This is a genomic window from Herbiconiux sp. (genome assembly GCF_023264855.1).
In the GTDB taxonomy this organism is placed as follows: domain Bacteria; phylum Actinomycetota; class Actinomycetes; order Actinomycetales; family Microbacteriaceae; genus Herbiconiux.
This window is the reverse complement of record NZ_JAHFUW010000011.1, coordinates 12,721-28,290: the sequence shown is the minus strand read 5'-3', so window position 1 is coordinate 28,290 and position 15,570 is coordinate 12,721. Positions and strand designations below refer to the sequence as shown.

At 70.2% G+C, this 15,570-nt stretch carries 16 protein-coding genes; 8 read left to right on the top strand and 8 right to left on the bottom strand.

Annotated features, from left to right (window positions below; genetic code table 11):
* Positions 1-43: 43 nt before the first annotated feature.
* Entirely contained in the window at positions 44-1,564 is a 1,521-nt protein-coding gene (gene glpK / locus Q0D75_RS06365; RefSeq protein ID WP_291050570.1) for a glycerol kinase GlpK, read from the bottom strand.
* Between the two features lie 106 nt (positions 1,565-1,670).
* The gene (locus Q0D75_RS06360; RefSeq protein WP_291050751.1) at positions 1,671-2,444 is read right to left on the bottom strand and encodes an MIP/aquaporin family protein; all 774 of its coding nucleotides are present in this window, start codon (positions 2,442-2,444) and stop codon (positions 1,671-1,673) included.
* A gap of 234 nt (positions 2,445-2,678) precedes the next feature.
* Between Q0D75_RS06360 and dhaK the strand changes: the two genes are divergently transcribed.
* From dhaK to dhaM, 3 genes are read left to right on the top strand one after another with little or no spacing between them, the layout of a single operon-like run.
* Entirely contained in the window at positions 2,679-3,680 is a 1,002-nt protein-coding gene (gene dhaK, locus Q0D75_RS06355) for a dihydroxyacetone kinase subunit DhaK (protein WP_291050569.1), read from the top strand.
* A 4-nt stretch (positions 3,681-3,684) separates the two neighbouring features.
* Positions 3,685-4,338, top strand: coding sequence for a dihydroxyacetone kinase subunit DhaL (gene dhaL, locus Q0D75_RS06350; RefSeq protein ID WP_291050567.1), 654 nt, complete (start codon positions 3,685-3,687; stop codon positions 4,336-4,338).
* A gap of 1 nt (position 4,339) precedes the next feature.
* Positions 4,340-5,071 (top strand): dihydroxyacetone kinase phosphoryl donor subunit DhaM, encoded by a 732-nt coding sequence (gene dhaM, locus Q0D75_RS06345; RefSeq protein ID WP_291050564.1) that lies wholly within the window; start codon positions 4,340-4,342, stop codon positions 5,069-5,071.
* Between the two features lie 57 nt (positions 5,072-5,128).
* On the opposite strand, the gene Q0D75_RS06340 is transcribed toward dhaM, so the two are convergent.
* Complete coding sequence (locus tag Q0D75_RS06340) at positions 5,129-5,575, bottom strand: nitroreductase family deazaflavin-dependent oxidoreductase (RefSeq protein ID WP_291050562.1); 447 nt, start codon at positions 5,573-5,575, stop codon at positions 5,129-5,131.
* A gap of 171 nt (positions 5,576-5,746) precedes the next feature.
* Between Q0D75_RS06340 and Q0D75_RS06335 the strand changes: the two genes are divergently transcribed.
* Positions 5,747-6,043, top strand: coding sequence for a hypothetical protein (locus Q0D75_RS06335; RefSeq protein WP_291050560.1), 297 nt, complete (start codon positions 5,747-5,749; stop codon positions 6,041-6,043).
* 782 nt (positions 6,044-6,825) lie between these two features.
* Here the strand turns inward: Q0D75_RS06335 and Q0D75_RS06330 are convergent.
* Positions 6,826-7,548, bottom strand: a complete 723-nt coding sequence (locus Q0D75_RS06330) for a GyrI-like domain-containing protein (protein WP_291050558.1) — start codon at positions 7,546-7,548, stop codon at positions 6,826-6,828.
* A gap of 30 nt (positions 7,549-7,578) precedes the next feature.
* Here Q0D75_RS06330 and Q0D75_RS06325 point away from each other — a divergent pair, with 30 nt between their 5' ends.
* On the top strand, positions 7,579-8,379 hold the full coding sequence (locus Q0D75_RS06325) for an alpha/beta hydrolase (RefSeq protein WP_291050556.1): 801 nt from the start codon (positions 7,579-7,581) through the stop codon (positions 8,377-8,379).
* Here Q0D75_RS06325 and Q0D75_RS06320 read toward each other — a convergent pair.
* The 3 genes from Q0D75_RS06320 to Q0D75_RS06310 form a co-directional block, all read right to left on the bottom strand.
* Positions 8,369-10,546, bottom strand: a complete 2,178-nt coding sequence (locus Q0D75_RS06320) for a hypothetical protein (protein WP_291050553.1) — start codon at positions 10,544-10,546, stop codon at positions 8,369-8,371. The genes Q0D75_RS06325 and Q0D75_RS06320 overlap by 11 nt on opposite strands.
* Positions 10,547-10,613: 67 nt before the next feature.
* Positions 10,614-10,994 (bottom strand): DUF202 domain-containing protein, encoded by a 381-nt coding sequence (locus tag Q0D75_RS06315; RefSeq protein ID WP_291050550.1) that lies wholly within the window; start codon positions 10,992-10,994, stop codon positions 10,614-10,616.
* Positions 10,991-11,374, bottom strand: a complete 384-nt coding sequence (locus Q0D75_RS06310; protein ID WP_291050547.1) for a DUF202 domain-containing protein — start codon at positions 11,372-11,374, stop codon at positions 10,991-10,993. The genes Q0D75_RS06315 and Q0D75_RS06310 overlap by 4 nt, the downstream gene beginning before the upstream one ends.
* A 122-nt stretch (positions 11,375-11,496) precedes the next feature.
* On the opposite strand from Q0D75_RS06310, the gene aroQ reads away from it, so the two are divergent.
* Positions 11,497-12,198 carry a gamma subclass chorismate mutase AroQ gene (aroQ, locus tag Q0D75_RS06305; RefSeq protein ID WP_291050544.1) on the top strand — a complete coding sequence of 234 codons (702 nt, stop codon included), beginning with the start codon at positions 11,497-11,499 and terminating at the stop codon, positions 12,196-12,198.
* Positions 12,199-12,249: 51 nt separating this feature from the next.
* Here aroQ and Q0D75_RS06300 read toward each other — a convergent pair whose 3' ends face one another.
* Complete coding sequence (locus tag Q0D75_RS06300; protein WP_291050542.1) at positions 12,250-14,127, bottom strand: cell wall-binding repeat-containing protein; 1,878 nt, start codon at positions 14,125-14,127, stop codon at positions 12,250-12,252.
* A 220-nt stretch (positions 14,128-14,347) separates the two neighbouring features.
* Here Q0D75_RS06300 and Q0D75_RS06295 point away from each other — a divergent pair, with 220 nt between their 5' ends.
* Both Q0D75_RS06295 and Q0D75_RS06290 read left to right on the top strand, forming a co-directional pair.
* On the top strand, positions 14,348-15,082 hold the full coding sequence (locus tag Q0D75_RS06295) for a WYL domain-containing protein (protein ID WP_291050540.1): 735 nt from the start codon (positions 14,348-14,350) through the stop codon (positions 15,080-15,082).
* 90 nt (positions 15,083-15,172) lie between these two features.
* Positions 15,173-15,550, top strand: a complete 378-nt coding sequence (locus tag Q0D75_RS06290; protein ID WP_291050537.1) for a VOC family protein — start codon at positions 15,173-15,175, stop codon at positions 15,548-15,550.
* The last annotated feature ends 20 nt before the right edge of the window (positions 15,551-15,570 follow it).

Below are 15,570 nucleotides of genomic sequence, written 5' to 3'. Positions count from 1 at the left end.
GCCCGGTCACGCCGAGCGAAGCCCGGCGCGACCGGCAGCTAGCTCACACCACGTCGTCGTCGACCCAGTCGAGGGTCTTCGTGACGGCCTTCTTCCAGTTGCGGTAGAGGCGGTCGCGCTCGGCCGAGTCGAGCTCGGGGGTCCAGCGCGAGTCCTCCTGCCAGTTGGCACGCAGCTCGTCGAGGTTGGCCCAGAAGCCCACCGCGAGGCCGGCCGCGTAGGCCGCACCGAGCGCCGTGGTCTCCGCCACGACGGGGCGGATGACCGGCACGTCGAGGATGTCGGCCTGGAACTGCATCAGCAGGTTGTTGGCGATCATGCCGCCGTCGACCTTCAGCTCGGTCAGCGGCACACCGGAGTCGGCGTTGACCGCGTCGAGCACCTCTTTCGTCTGGAAGGCCGTGGCCTCCAGGGCCGCCCGGGCGATGTGGCCCTTGTTCACGTAGCGGGTGAGGCCTACGAGGGCGCCTCGAGCATCCGATCGCCAGTAGGGCGCGAACAGACCCGAGAACGCCGGCACGAAGTACGCGCCACCGTTGTCGTCGACGGTCTTGGCCAGGTCTTCCACCTCGGGGGCCGAGGAGATGAGGCCGAGGTTGTCACGCAGCCACTGGATGAGTGAACCGGTGACGGCGATCGACCCCTCCAGCGCATAGTGCGGGACGTCGTCTCCGAGCTTGTAGCCGAGGGTGGTGAGCAGACCGTTCTTCGACTTCACGATCTCGGTGCCGGTGTTGAAGATCAGGAAGTTGCCCGTGCCGTAGGTGTTCTTGGCCTCGCCGGCGTCGAACGCCGCCTGACCGAAGGTGGCCGCTTGCTGGTCGCCGAGGATGCCCGCGACCGGCACTTCCCGCAGCAGCGAGGAGTCGTGCACGGTGCCGTAGACCTCCGACGAGGACTTGATCTCGGGAAGCATCGACTTCGGCACGTTGAAGGCTTCGAGGATGTCGTCACGCCACTCGAGCGTCTCGAGATCCATGAAGAGGGTGCGCGAGGCGTTCGTGACGTCCGTGATGTGCACGCCGCCGTCGACACCTCCGGTGAGGTTCCAAGTGACCCAGCTGTCGGTGGTGCCGAACAGCAGGTCTCCGGCTTCGGCCTTCTCCCGGGCGCCCTCGACGTTCTCCAGGATCCAGACGATCTTCGTGCCTGAGAAGTACGTGGCCAGCGGGAGGCCCACGATGTCTTTGAAGCGCTCGGTGCCGAGGTCGCTGTCGGCCGCCAGGCGGTCGACGATCGACTGCGTGCGGGTGTCCTGCCACACGATGGCGTTGTAGACGGGCTCACCGGTGGTCTTGTCCCAGACGACGGCGGTCTCGCGCTGGTTCGTGATGCCGACGGCCTTCACGTTGTGACGGGTGATGTTGGCCTTGGAGAGGGCCTGGCCGATCACCTCACGGGTGTTATCCCAGATCTCCTTCGGGTTGTGCTCGACCCAGCCCGCCTTCGGGAAGATCTGCTCGTGCTCCTTCTGGCCCTGCGAGACGATCGTGCCGGCATGGTCGAACACGATGGCGCGGGTCGAGGTGGTTCCTTGGTCGATGGCGATGATGTAATCCGTCATGGCAACTCCTTTGTGGGTAGACGAATGGTGACCGGATGGGCGCGGGGCGACCGCGCCGAAAGGAAAGCGGGCCGGTCCACTTCACTGTGGACCGGCCCGCTGGGTGTCAGGTGAGGATCGGCAGGAGCGGAATTGCGAGCAGACCGGCGAGCACACCGCCGATGATCGGGCCCACGACCGGGACCCAGGAGTACGACCAGTCGGACGTGCCTTTGCCCTTGATCGGCAGGATGAAGTGCGCGATACGCGGGCCGAGGTCACGAGCCGGGTTGATCGCGTATCCGGTCGGGCCACCGAGGGAGGCACCGATACCGATCACGAGCAGCGCCACGGGCAGAGCGCCCAGGGCCGCGAGACCGCCGTCGCCCTGACGGCCGCCGCCGAAGCCGATCACCACGAACACCAGCACGAACGTGCCGATGATCTCGGTCACCAGGTTCCAGCCGTAGGACCGGATCGCCGGACCGGTCGAGAACACGCCCAGCTTGTTCGCCGGCTCCGGCTCCTCGTCGAAGTGCTGCTTGTACGCCAGCCACACGAACACCGCACCGATGATCGCACCGATCAGCTGCGCACCGATATAGGCGATCACGGAGAGGAAGTTGACATCGACCGGAGTCGCCGCCGATCCGAACTCCGTCGCGCCGTTGGCGAGCAGGCCCAGCGTGACCGCCGGGTTCAGGTGCGCGCCCGAGGCGTAGGAGACGATCACACCGGCGAAGACCGCGAGGCCCCAGCCGATGTTGACCATCAGGAACCCGCCGTTGAATCCCTTCGTCCGCACCAGCGCCACGTTCGCGACGACGCCGCAGCCGAGCAGGACCAGCAGCGCTGTTCCCACCAGCTCCGACAAGAAATCGATACCGAGATTGTCCACGATGACCTTCCTTCGCACTGTTCGGCCACCCGCTGTGACCTCCGTGGTGAACGGTTGCCCCCACCATAAACCCAGGATGTTGTCAGGTATACGGCTATTTGCGGCGATCCCGCGCGATCTTCGGCGCCGTCCCGCCGGCGCTACCGCCCCGATTGTGAAACGGCGTAGATTTGCCGTGGATGGCCAGGCTCTGGCTCCCGTCGCGGGCGACGAACGTCCGATCGAAGGGGAATTTCAATGAAGAAGCTCATCAACGACCCGAAGAACGTGGTCGACGAGGCCGTCGTGGGGTTCGAGGCCGCGCACGGCGACATCGTCACCGTCTCGCACGATCCGATCTACATCGTGCGGAAAGACGCGCCGGTCTCCGGCAAGGTCGGCATCGTCAGCGGCGGGGGCAGCGGGCACGAGCCGCTGCACGGCGGATTCGTCGGGTTCGGGATGCTCGACGCCGCGGTTCCCGGTCCGGTCTTCACCTCACCGACGCCCGACCCCATCCTGGCGGCCACCAAGGCCGTCGACGGTGGAGCGGGCGTGCTGCACATCGTGAAGAACTACACCGGCGACGTGCTCAACTTCGAGACGGCCGCCGACCTCGCCGCCGCGGAGGACATCGAGGTGCGTTCGGTGATCATCGACGACGACGTGGCCGTGAAGGACTCGCTCTACACGGCCGGGCGTCGCGGCGTGGCCGGAACCGTTCTGGTGGAGAAGATCGCGGGAGCGGCCGCCGAGCGCGGCGACGACCTGGATGCCGTGGTGGCGGTCGCCGAGAAGGTCAATGCGCAGGTGCGCACCATGGGCGTGGCGCTCACCCCCTGCGTGGTTCCGCACGCCGGCGAGCCGAGCTTCGTGCTCGCCGACGACGAGATCGAGATCGGTATCGGCATCCACGGCGAGCCGGGCCGCGAGCGGATCAAGCTCGAGCCGGCCGACGCCATCGTCGACCGCCTGCTGGCGCCCATCCTGGAAGACCTGCCGTTCGCCTCGGGCGACGACGTGCTGCTGCTCGTGAACGGCATGGGCGGCACCCCGCAGGTGGAGCTCTACATCGTGTTCCGCCGCGCGGCCGAGGTGCTGGCCGAGAAGGGCATCACCGTCACGCGCACCCTGGTGGGCAACTTCGTGACCTCGCTGGAGATGCAGGGGGTGTCGATCAGTGTGCTGAAACTCGACGACGAACTGACAGAGTTGTGGGATGCGCCCGTGCAGACCGCGGCGCTGCGCTGGGGAAGGTAGACGAATGAGCTTGGGTATCACCTGGACCACGGACTGGATCCGGCGAACGGCGCAGGTCGTCTCGGAGCACCGGGTCGAACTGGTCACCCTCGACCGTGAGATCGGCGATGGCGACCACGGCGAGAACCTCGACCGGGGATACACCGCCGTGCTCGCCAAACTCGACGACCTGCCGACGGACGCCGTGCCGGGTGATGCCCTGAAGCTGGTCGCCACCACGCTCATCTCCACGGTGGGCGGAGCATCCGGACCGCTGGTGGGCACCGCGTACCTCAAGGCGGCCGCCGCCGTGGGCAAAGAGCCCGAGCTGGACGGCGCCGCGCTGGTCGCCCTGTTGACCGCGGCCCGCGACGGCATCGTGCTGCGCGGCAAGGCCGAGCCCGGGGACAAGACGATGATCGACGCCTGGACTCCGGCGGTCGACGCCTCCGCTGCGGCCCAGGCCGACGGCAAGAGCGAGGCCGAGATCCTGGATGCGGCCGCCACCGCCGCGGAGCAGGGAGCGAAGGCCACCGAACCGCTCGTGGCCCGCAAGGGACGCGCGAGCTACCTGGGGGAGCGGGCGATCGGACACCGCGACCCGGGCGCGCAGTCGTCGTCGCTGATCCTGCGGGCGGCGGCGGATGCCGCGGCCGATGTCGTCGGGAAAGACGCCTGACATGGCGGGCACGGAAGGCAAGGTCGGGATCGTCTTCGTCTCCCACAGCTCGAAGATCGCCGAGGGGCTCGTCGAGCTCGCCGCGCAGATGGCGGGCACCGCGACGCTGGCGGCGGCCGGCGGAACCGACGAGGGCGGGATCGGCACCAGCTTCGACAAGGTGACGGCGGCCGTCGAAGCCGCCGACTCCGGCGCGGGAGTGGCCGTGTTCTGCGACCTCGGTTCGGCCATCCTGACCACCGAGACCGCTCTCGACTTTCTCGACGACGAGGTGCGCGAGCGCGTGCGGATCGTCTCGGCGCCCCTGGTCGAAGGGGGAGTGGCGGCCGCGGTCGCCGCGGAGTCCGGCGCCGGCCTGGCCGAGGTCGTCGCGGCGGGCGAGTCGGCGAATGCCGTTCAGGAGGCGAAGGCGGCGGATGCGGGCGACGGCGACATCGCGGCCGTTCCGGTGTTCGAGGCCGGGCCCGCGGCATCCGGAACACCGTCACGCACGGTGACCGTCGTGAACAAGGACGGGCTGCACGCTCGACCCGCCGCGGAGTTCGTGAAGCTCGCGACGACATTCCCCGCGAAGGTGACCGTGAACGGGAAAGACGCGAAGAGTCTGCTGGGCATCATGTCGCTGGGCCTCACGAAGGGGTCGAGCGTCGAGATCGCGAGTTCTGATCCCGATGGGGCAGACGCCGTGAAGGCGCTGGCCGACCTGATCGAGACCGGTTTCGGCGAGGCCTGAGCCGCGGCGTCAGGCCTCGCCGGCTTCTCCTGCCGGGGGCTTCTACTGCCGGGGCTTCTACTGCTCGGGGTCGAAGCGGGTGAGCACGAAGACGGGGATCGAGCGATCGGTCTTCTGCTGGTACTCGGCGTAGGGCGGGTAGGCGGCGACGGCGCGCTCCCACCAGAGCGCCTTCTCGTCGTCGAACACCTCGCGGGCGCGGTAGTCGTGCTTCTCGGTGCGGTCTTGCAGCTCGACGTGATCGTTCGCCAGCACGTTGAAGTACCAGACCGGATGCTTCGGAGCACCGCCGAGCGAGGCCACCACGGCGTACTCGCCATCGTGCTCGACGCGCATCAGCGGCGTCTTGCGCAGCTTGCCGCTCTTGGCTCCGATGGTGCTCAGGACGATGACGCCCATCCCGTTCAACTCGGTGCCCTCGGTGCCTCCTGAGGCTTCGTAGAGCTCGAGCTGCTCGCGCGCCCAGTCGCTGGTTCCCGGTTCGTATTCCGCATTCAATGGCATGTTTTCTCCAACGGCGAAGAAGCGACGGGTATTCCGTGCGAAAATTGACCTTTCGGGTGGCATCTCCGCCCGAGCATCGGAAGGGTCGTCATCACCACCATGGCAAGCAGTACAGGAACGAAGTGCCCCGTGTGCGGGAAGTCCGTCGCGGTCGGTCTCGTCTCCGGGTCCATGATCCAGCACGACGACAAGAACGCTCAGCGCTGCCGCGGCACGGGCCAGATGCCCGTCGTGCGTGCGCCCCGCGCCGCGGCGACCGGAGGCGGCAGCTCGGCCGCACGTCCGGCCGCCAAGAAGGCCGCCAGCCCGGCCACCAAGGGATCCCTGTCGGTGCGCCGCGTCGAGGTCGACCCCGACATTCTGCGCGAGCGCCAGGAACGCGCCGAGCGCCTGCGTCAGGAGCGCGCCGAGGCGGCTCGTGACCGCAACGAGGTGCACGTGTCGTACTTCGACGAGCCCGGTCGCTGACCGCGGGTAGCGGTGGGGGAGCGCGCCGGCGAGCGGATGCCGTGAGTCGCACCGCCCGACGGCTCGCGCCGCCGTACCTCGACTCGGTGCGCCGGCGCCGGCAGGCCGATCGGCTGCTCGAGTACGTGCCGGCGGCCGCCGGAGGGTACGTCGAACCGATTCTGGACGGCGGAGCCGTGGCCGTGGCACTGCTGGCGCGGCATCCGGAGTGGTCGTTCGTGCTCGGCAGCCCGAACCGCGACCTCGTGACCGTGTGGGCGACGGTGCGTGCTGAGGCGCGCGCGCTCGTGGAGCGTGTCGCGTTCCACGCCGCGAGGCACAGCCCGGCATACTTTCTCGCCGAGCGGGAACTCGCCCTGCAGGCCGGGGATCGTGCGGACGCGACACACGGATCGGAGGTTACGGGTGTCCTGGACGAGCCGATCGGTTCCGATGTCGAGCGCGCCGCTCGCTTCATCTACTTGCGGGGAACGTCGGCGCCCGGCTCTGGAGGTCTGCCCCTCCAGCACTTCGACGACGCGGTTCCCGGACGCGACGAACCGGCCTTCGACGCTGCGGGCCTGCTCGAACTCGCCTCGATCCTGCGCGACCGCGACGTCGAGTTCCTGGTGGGGTCGCCGTTCTCGTTCCTGCCCGCGGTGCGGGAGGACGACGTGGTGTTCCTGGATCCGCCCACCGGGGCATCCGTCGAGGCCCGGGAACTGCGGAGCTTCACCGGCGCCGTGACAGCGAAGGGCGGGGCGCTGCTCCTGCCGGGTTCCTCTGCGGGGTCGCCCGAGGGTCTAGCCGCCTGGCGTGACCTCCGCCGTCTCGATGAACCGGCGGGCCGCTCGGCGGAGGTAGACCTCGGGGTCTGGGGAAACACGCCCCTTCGCCGACTGCTCCTCGTCGAAGACGATCGTCTCCGTCGCCGCGACTGAGCGCGGGCTCGGTGCCGCTGGGCGGATCGGCTGACGCAGGATCGTGCGCTGGCGCTCGGGAGGAACGCGGCGGAGGTCGCTGAGGGAGATCTCGTGGTGCGTGCCGGTGAGGATGTGGCCGGCGCGCTCCGGGAAGGCGTGATGCATCTCGGCGAGGATCTCGCCCTCGTCATCGAACGGGCCGACGTGAAGGGTCTGCACGCACAGCCCTTCTTCCAGGGTCTCGAGCCGCACCGGCGCAGCGGCGCCGGCCTCCCGGGCGGTGAGGATGCTCTGCACCGTTTCGGCGTCGATCCAGTCGGGCACGAGGGACAGCAGGGTCCACTTCCAGCGGCTCTTGTCGCGCTGCGCGGTGAAGACCGCGAGCTCATCCGCCCACCAGAGGGCCTCGAGCGGGGGCACCACGTAGTCCCGGCCGAGATCGTTCTTGCTCGCGAACTTCACGGCGTAGGCGACCGGGTACAGAGCACCGAGGGCGTCCTGGAACCCGGACGCGTTCGGGTCCCCTGATCCGTCGACCATCAGATACCGCCGCGCCGGCAGCTCCAGCGTGCGCAAGGCGTGCGGCAGAGTACTGGCCGTCACCAACTCCATGCGATAGCATGAGCATTACTCATGATGACAGGGGGCGGGATGAACGCGCTGCGGATGCTGCGGGGTGGCACGCCGACACTGCTGAACGTGGCCGTCGATCAGGGGGAGGGGCCGGTGGTCGTGCTCGTGCACGGCATCAACTCCTCCTCGAAGAGCTGGTCGCATCTGGTTCCCTTGCTCTCGCCGCTCTACCGGGTGATCGCGATCGACCTGCTGGGCTTCGGCGGGTCGGTCGCACCCGCCACGGCCACCTTCACGCTCGACGAGCACGTCGCGGCCCTGCACGCCACCATCCGTTCGCTCCGCCTGCGCGGCCGGTTCACGCTCGTGGGGCACAGTCTCGGCTCGCTGATCGCCTCTCGATACGCGGCGGTGCACGGTCGTGAGGTGAGTCAGGTGGTGCTGGTCTCTCCGCCGGTGTACGCCGAGGAGGCGTACCTCACCGACCGGACCGACCGGCTGGCCGTGAAGACCTACCTGCGCTTCTTCCGCTTCCTCCGCACCGACCGGGATCGCACCACCCGCCGGCTCGCCTTTCTCGATCGCATCCTTCCGGGGCCCGGCATCGTGATCGAGGAGCGGTATTGGAGGGCCTTCGCCCAGTCGATGGAGCACTGCATCGAAGGCCAGACGACGCTCACCGACGTGGCCCAGATCCGCGTCGACGTCGACGTGCTCTACGGCGTGCGCGACCGGATCGTGCTGCCCGACAGCATCGAGCGCCTCGCGCGCCTGCAGAACGTGACCGTGCATCCGGTGGCCAAGGGCGAGCACAGTGTGCTGCGGCCGATGGCGCTTCAGATCGCCCGGGTCATCGACTGAGTTCGCGCACGGGCGCGGGGTGCGGGTGCACCGCCGGCTCGGGTGGTGGTTCGCCCGCGGCCGGCTCGATCCGCATGCGTGGCGTGATGAACCGGAATGCCGCCCAGGTCAGAACGCCGACCAGGGCGAAGACCGCGGAGGCCAGCGCCCACGGGGAAGCGAGCGAGGGCACCTGCACCCAGCTCGAGGGCACCGGGAGGATGATCACGACGAACACCGTCAGCACGACCGAGTAGAGCGCGGCCCACGCGGCCTTGGAGGCCGAGAACACGGTGTGTCCGTCGAGGAAGGTGAGCGGGAGGAGCGCGATAACGAGCCCGGTGAGAGCCTCGACCGCGACTCCGGTGAGCACCTCGGCGATCAGCTGGTTGCCGAAATCCGGATGCGCCTGCCAGGCCGGCGCGAAAAGACCGAAGGCGATCCAGCTCACCGAGCCCAGGGCGAGCAGGGAGCAACTGGTGACGATGGTCGTTCGGGCGAGTCGGCCGGCGCGCATCCGGGTGCCGAACTCGACTCCCAGCACCAGACCGAACAGCAGACCGGGCTGCAGATCCGCGAACCGCGAGACCAGCACCGTGGCGACGACGAGGAGGAGGGTCGCCGGCCGGGCCGAGACCGCGATCCTGGCTCCGTACCGCCGCGCGGCATGCAGGCCGCCGCTGGCGATCCCGACTCCGTTCACGATCAGCATCACCAGGGTCAGTGCCAGCGCGAGACGCAGCGAGCGGGCATCGAGGCCGGTCGACGGGTCGGCGAACGCCGACACCAGAGCGGTCACCAGCATGATCGCCACCGGACCCCGTGCGGCCACGGGGCCGACGCGACGCGCGAACTGTTCGCCGGCCGGCGACCGCCGCACCTGTCGGCGGAGGCGGAGCAGGCGAGGCACGCGAGGCGCGATGCGGTGGTAGTTCTCACGGATCGTGGATTGCAGGAGTTCGGCAGGCAAGGCCAGCACCAGCACGAAGCCCGCCACCAGCACCGAGACCGACACGGCGAAGGCGGGGGAGTCAAAGGCGATCGATCCGAACGGCCGGAGCGTCGTCCCGAAGCCCGTGGGCTCGTTCCACCCGTCGGTTTCGGACAGGCCGGGAGCCATTCCGGCCTGCGTCCCGGTGGCCGGATCGGCGGCCACGCCGGATCGCTCCGGGGTCCGGCGCACGTCGTCCGGGGTGCCGACAGGCGCGGGAGCGCCACGGCCCGTGCTCCGGCCGGGTTCGATGCCGGTCGGGGTGCCGGCATCCGCGGCTTCGTCGAGGTCGGAGCCGGCTCGGCCGGGACGGAGCAGTGCGCCCTCACCGTCCCCCGCTGCGCCGCCGTCCACTGCGTCGGGCGCGGCCGAGGCGCCGTCCGCCGGAAGCACCGGTCCGCTGTCGGGCGACGCTGGCGCGCCCGGCGTCTCGCTCGCGGTGCTCCCGGGCGTCGCAGGGTCGACAGGAGTGGCCGGGCCACCCGGATCGACCGGATCCGATGGCACCACCGGGATCACGACCTCGGGCAGCCGGTAGACGAGGGACACGGCAGGAGAGGGTGCGGACGCACGCGCCGCATAGGGCGGGGTCTGGGTGCCGGTGAGGAGCGCGGTGCCGACATCCGCATCCGTCAGCGCCAAGGCGCACGTCCAGCCGCCGCCCTGGTCGGCGACGGTGGAGCACGCCTGCTCGTCGTTGCGGAAGAGGTCGACCAGGGCTCCCGGCGCAGCGGTGCCCGAGGTGACGAAATCGGCAGCATCGGTCGAGATGCCGCCGGACTGGCTCGGGTCCAGGCGAGGCGGGTTCACCGCCCCGAGCAGGCGGACCAGGGTGGTCACCGAATCGGTGACCGTGACCTGGCCGAAGAAGTCGGGCATCGCGTCGGCCGTGCACGTCCACGTGCCGTCATCTTGGACGGTACTCGCACAGAGCGCCGTCCCGGTGGGGTCGGTGACGGTGACCGGATCGCCGAAGGCTCCCAGGCCGGCGAAGACGACGGCGAACACCCCGGCGGAGTCGGAGGAGAAGACCTCGCCGGCAGCGGGCAGGTCTAGCGTCAGCGGCGTGATGCCGTCGGCGCGAGCACTCGGTGCCGCGACCATGCCGACCATGCCAAGCGCGCCGAGCGCGACCGAGACGGCCATCGCCGGCACCGTGACCGCCGTGACGAGCTGCGCGAGCATCCGTCGTTCCATGCATGCGAATATACCGAGTAATGCTCAGTAAAAGAAGGGGTTGGACGAACGGTCCGGAGCGAGGGGTTCAGAACAGGCGGTTCAGAGCGTCCGTCCCGCCCGCGAGGGCGAGGCTGACCACCAGCGCCGCAACCCCGATCAGCAGGGTCGCCAACCCGGTGAGCGCGACCAGGCGGCCGTCGGGCCGACGATCGGGCTGGTGGTGCTCAACGAGCGCCCGGTGCAGGCGCCGGTACCGACGATGGGCGAGAACCAGGATCACGACGGCCAGCACCAGCCCGGCCCCCGTCGGCAGATAGGCCCAGGGGCCGACGACGGCGGGCACGATGCGCACCGCGACGAGGGCACCGCCCGCGAGCGCCAGCGCGGTGCGACGCCAGGCCAGTGCGGTGCGCTCGGGCTGCAATCCGGTGTCGTAGAGAGGGAGCCCCGCGGCCGGCCCGGTCATGCCAGCAGGATGCCGAGCAGCACGAGCACACCGGCCACCACCACGGCGATCCCGAGCGGCAGCGAGAGGGCGGGGGAGGGAAGCGCTCTGCCGTGCCGGAGGGCGCGTTCGGCCAGCATCCAGCCGAGCCACGCCTGCACCGGGGTGGCGACACCGGCCACGATCAGCACCAGGGAGGCGGCCAGCCGGAGCCCTGGCTGGAGGCCGAGTCCCAGTGCTTCGAGTGCGACACCGGCGGCGATCAGCGCGAGGGCGGTACGGATCCAGGCCAGGAAGGTGCGCTCGTTGGCGAGGGTGAACCGCGGATCAGGCTCCTCTCCGCTCGCGAAAACGCGCGCCGGAAAGCGCTGGCGCGCGCTGGGGAGGTCGTGTTCGCTCATCGCTCCCCATTATGGTCATCGGACCGGCGTGACGCGCGCGGACGGCAGGTTCTCCGGCGGGCTCGAGCACCGTCGCGGTCGCCGGCTCGCGGCATCCGCACGCCGATCGCTACGCTGACGGGATGCTCCAAGGATTCAGGGGGACCGGTGGCCCGCGTCACCCGCGTTCGACGCTCGTCATCGGCACCGTGGTGTGCGCCACGGTGCTGCTCACCGGATGCACCGGCGCTGCTCCGGATGCGGGGGCCGGCACGTCGGAAACGGCCACGGCTGCTCCGTCCGGGCCTGGAGCATCCGGAGCAGCGGTCTCGGCTGCCCCGTCATCCGCCGTTCCGGTGGCGGCCTTCGACGCGGTGCTCGCCCTCGTGCTCGAGCGGCTCTCGACCGGCGACGCGGTCGCGGCCTCGAAGCTGTTCAGCGGTCAGCCCGTGACCGACGAAGCGCGGGAGAAGGCCGTACTCGACGCGGCGGCGGCCCGGGCGAGCGAGGTCGGCGCCGATGCCGGCTACGTGTCCCTCGTCTTCACCGACCAGATCGCAGCCAGCAAGCAGGTGCAGCAGAGCCTGCTCGATGCCTGGGCGAGCGGCGCCCAGCCGGCGCCGGCCACCGCACCGGACCTCGCCACCGAGGTGCGCCCGATCCTGGACCGGATCACGAGCGAGCTCGTGCCGGCGCTCGGCGCGGTCGAGCTCTACCGCTCGGACCCCGGATGCGCTGCCGTGCTCGACCAGGCGGCACACACCGCGGCCGCCGGCGCGGCATCCTCGATGTCGTCGTCGGCGATCGACGCGCTGCCGACGGCGATCGCCCACCTCTGCGACTGAGCCCGGCTGCGACTGAGCCGGCCGCGACCGAACCCGGCGGCCGCGCCGGGATCAGGCGCAGGGCCGCAGGGTCGCCACCTTCGGGTCGAGCGAAGCAGGTCCGCCGATCAGGGTGATCTTCGTCGCACCCCACGAACGGATGGCGGCGAGCGTCGTGGCCGGCACGCAATCGCCGTGCACCACCAGCAGGGGCGCCGACTTCGAGGCCGCGAGCACCCCGCCGGCAAGGGCGTCGGGGAAGTTGCCGCCGGTGGCCAGGAACACCTCGCTCGCGGAATCGAAGAAGCGGCTGTTGATGGTCGCCGAGGCCTCGAAGCGGTCTGCCCCGCCCAGCCGGGTGACGTGGCTCGCGCCGTAGGCCGACTTCAGCTGCGCTTCGATCGCGGGGGAGACGGAGTTCGGCCCACCGGTGATGGTGATGTCGGTCACGCCGAGTCTGGTCAGCAGCGCGAGGGTCGGGCCATCCAGCGAGGGGTTCGAACCGGGTACCAGAATGACGGGGGCGTTCTGGCTCGCAGCGGCGCTGGTGGCGCTGAGCGCATCGGGGAAGTTCGCACCGGTGGCCAGGAAGGCCGTCGTGGCGTGCTCGAACCGGCCGCCGACGATGTTGCGGGAGGCTTCGTACCGATCGGCGCCGCCCTGGCGCACGACGTTCGGCGCCAGCGCCTTCAGCTCGGTGAAGACGGCATCGGAAACCGAGTTCGGGCCACCGACGACCACGATCTGGTCAGGGTCGAGACGCTTGATCTCGGCCTTCACGCCGGCCGGCAGCGCGGCCGGCGTGGTGAGCAGCAACGGACCTCCCGCGTTCGAGGCGGCCGCACCGGCGCCGAGGGCATCCGGATAGTTGAGACCGGTCGCCACGTAGACGACGGGCGCCGTGCCGGGGAAGGCGGCCTTGGCGATCTCCACGGCGTTGGAGAAGCGATCGGGCGCCGAGATGCGGCTCGAACTGCCGACCAGGATCGGCGTGTTGTAGATGTGGTAACTCAGGGTCTTCGCCCCGGCCCAGAGCTGGTACGAGCCGGATGCGACGCCGGGGGGCACGCTGACATCGCCCGCGATGGCTCCGGAGCCGTCGGCCGTGAGAGTACCGAGCTGCAGGGCACGAGCGGTGGGGGAGTGCAGCGCCACGGCCACCGTCTCGCCGGCGACGAAGCCGGCTCCGGCCAGTGTGACGGTTGCGCCCGGAATGGCGAGGCCGTCGGAGCTGAGCGTGAGGGTCGGGTCGCCGTTGACCGGTTCGCCGTCGCCCGAGATCAGCAGGTAGCGGCTGCTCGCGCCCGCCACCAGGGCGTCCAGCTCGTCACCGGCGGTCCAGCCCGAAGGGAACGTCACCTGGGCGGTGACCGCCCCTTCGCCGTCGGCGGTCACGACCGCAGGGGTCGCCGAAGAGAACACCCCGGTGTCGGAGAAGCGGGTCGCGTTGGTCAGGGTGACGGTGACCGATTCGCCGGGCCGGAACCCGAGGGCGTTGATCGTCACCAGTGCGCCGGCGGTCAGTGCCCCCGGCGTGTACCAGGTCCAGGCGGTGGGGCTGTGGTAGATCGAGGCCGGGGCGACGGTGCTCACGGTGATCGGCAGGGAGACGGTGGTGCTCGCACCCGCGCCGACGGGCGGACAGGTCAGCTCGATCGTTCCGGTCGCCGGGGCGCCGGCCCCGATGGGGAGGGGAGCGTTGGTGACCGCGTCCACGAACGCCACGCCGCGATCGACCCAGAATCCCTCCCCGAACCCCTGGATGGCCAGCGGGGTGGAGACGGACGTGCCCGAGTCGCGGAAGGCCGCGCCGGTGGGACGCTCGCATCCGGTGTCTCCGACGAAGTCGACCCAGGCGGTGCCGCCCGGCACGACCCACGTCGACTCGAGGTACACGCCGGCCGGCACGGGTGGGGTCGCGGGTGCCGCTGTCGCCGGAGACGCGGCCATCAGGCCGACGGACGCGACGACGAGCGCCGTCGCCGCCGCGATGAACCGAGCACGCCCCGGTGCTCTCGGTTCCGGAGGCGTGGTCGTGGTGTGTCGTGCAGCGTGCAAGTGCGTGTCCCCCCAGTCGGCGCGGCGGTGCGCCACCCCGAGTCTGTCAAAGTCGCGCGGAAGCCAGCATCCCCCGACCGGGGGGAGCGGCAGCGATGGCTAGGGTCGAGGTGTGAACCGCACCGATCGCCTCTACGCCCTGGTCGAGGAACTGCGCGCGGTCGCACCGCAGCCGCGCAGCGCCGCCTGGCTCGCTCACCGTTTCGAGGTGAGCTCGCGCACCATCGAACGCGACCTCTCCGCGCTCCAGCAGTCGGGCGTGCCGATCTGGGCGCAGAACGGCCGCCGGGGCGGGTACGCGATCGACGCGTCGCACACCCTGGCGCCTCTGGGCTTCACGGTCGAAGAGGCCCTGGCCGTCACCGTCGGTCTCGGTATGCTCTCGGGCAGTCCGTTCCGGGATGCCGGCGCATCCGCTCTTCGCAAGGTCAGCGCGGTGATGGACGAACGCCGTCTGCAGCGAACCGCCGAGCTCGCCCGGCGCGTGTACCTTCTCGAGGAGATCGGTGAGGGGGAAGGCGCGGCTCCGGATACTCCGGCGGTGCGGGGCGAGGTTCTGGCCGCCGGGCGGGTGCTGCGCCTGACCTACCGCGATCGAGCGGGCGAGCGGACCGTGCGCGAGGTCGAGCCGCTGGGATTCGTCGGCCGAGGCGGTGACTGGTACCTCATCGCGTGGTGCCGGCTGCGGAACGGGGTGCGAGCGTTTCGCGGTGATCGCATCGCCGAGGCCGAGCCGACGGGCGAGCGTGCGCCCGAGCGGATGCTGAGCGCCGGCGATCTGGACATCGCGTACGGACACCTCCGGCCGGTGGGCCGCGCACGGGGCGATGGGGGAGAGACGGCCTGAGCACCGGCGCGGAACACCGACAGGACGGTGTCGCGAACGCGGCGCAGGATGGTCTGGACCGGGGCATCCGGCCCCTGCGAAAGGACCATCATGGAATTCGCCTCCGTGCGCATCATCACCGACGACGTCGACCGACTCGTCGCCTTCTACGAGCTCGTCACAAAAGTCACCGCCAGTCGACCGGCTCCGGTCTTCGCCGAGTTCCGCACCGCGACCGGTGTGCTCGCGATCGGCAGCACCGCGACGGTGGCGATGCTCGGCGACCGGGCCCCGAAGCCGGCGCACAACGACTCGGTCATCCTGGAGTTCCTGGTCGACGACGTCGATGCCGAGTTCGAGCGGCTGCGCGAGTCGCTTACCGACGTCGTGCTGGAGCCGGCCACCATGCCGTGGGGCAATCGCTCCACGCTCGTCCGCGATCCCGACGGGAATCTGCTGAACCTGTTCTCGCGCCCCGCGGCAGGCTGATCGGGGCTCGCATCGCCGCC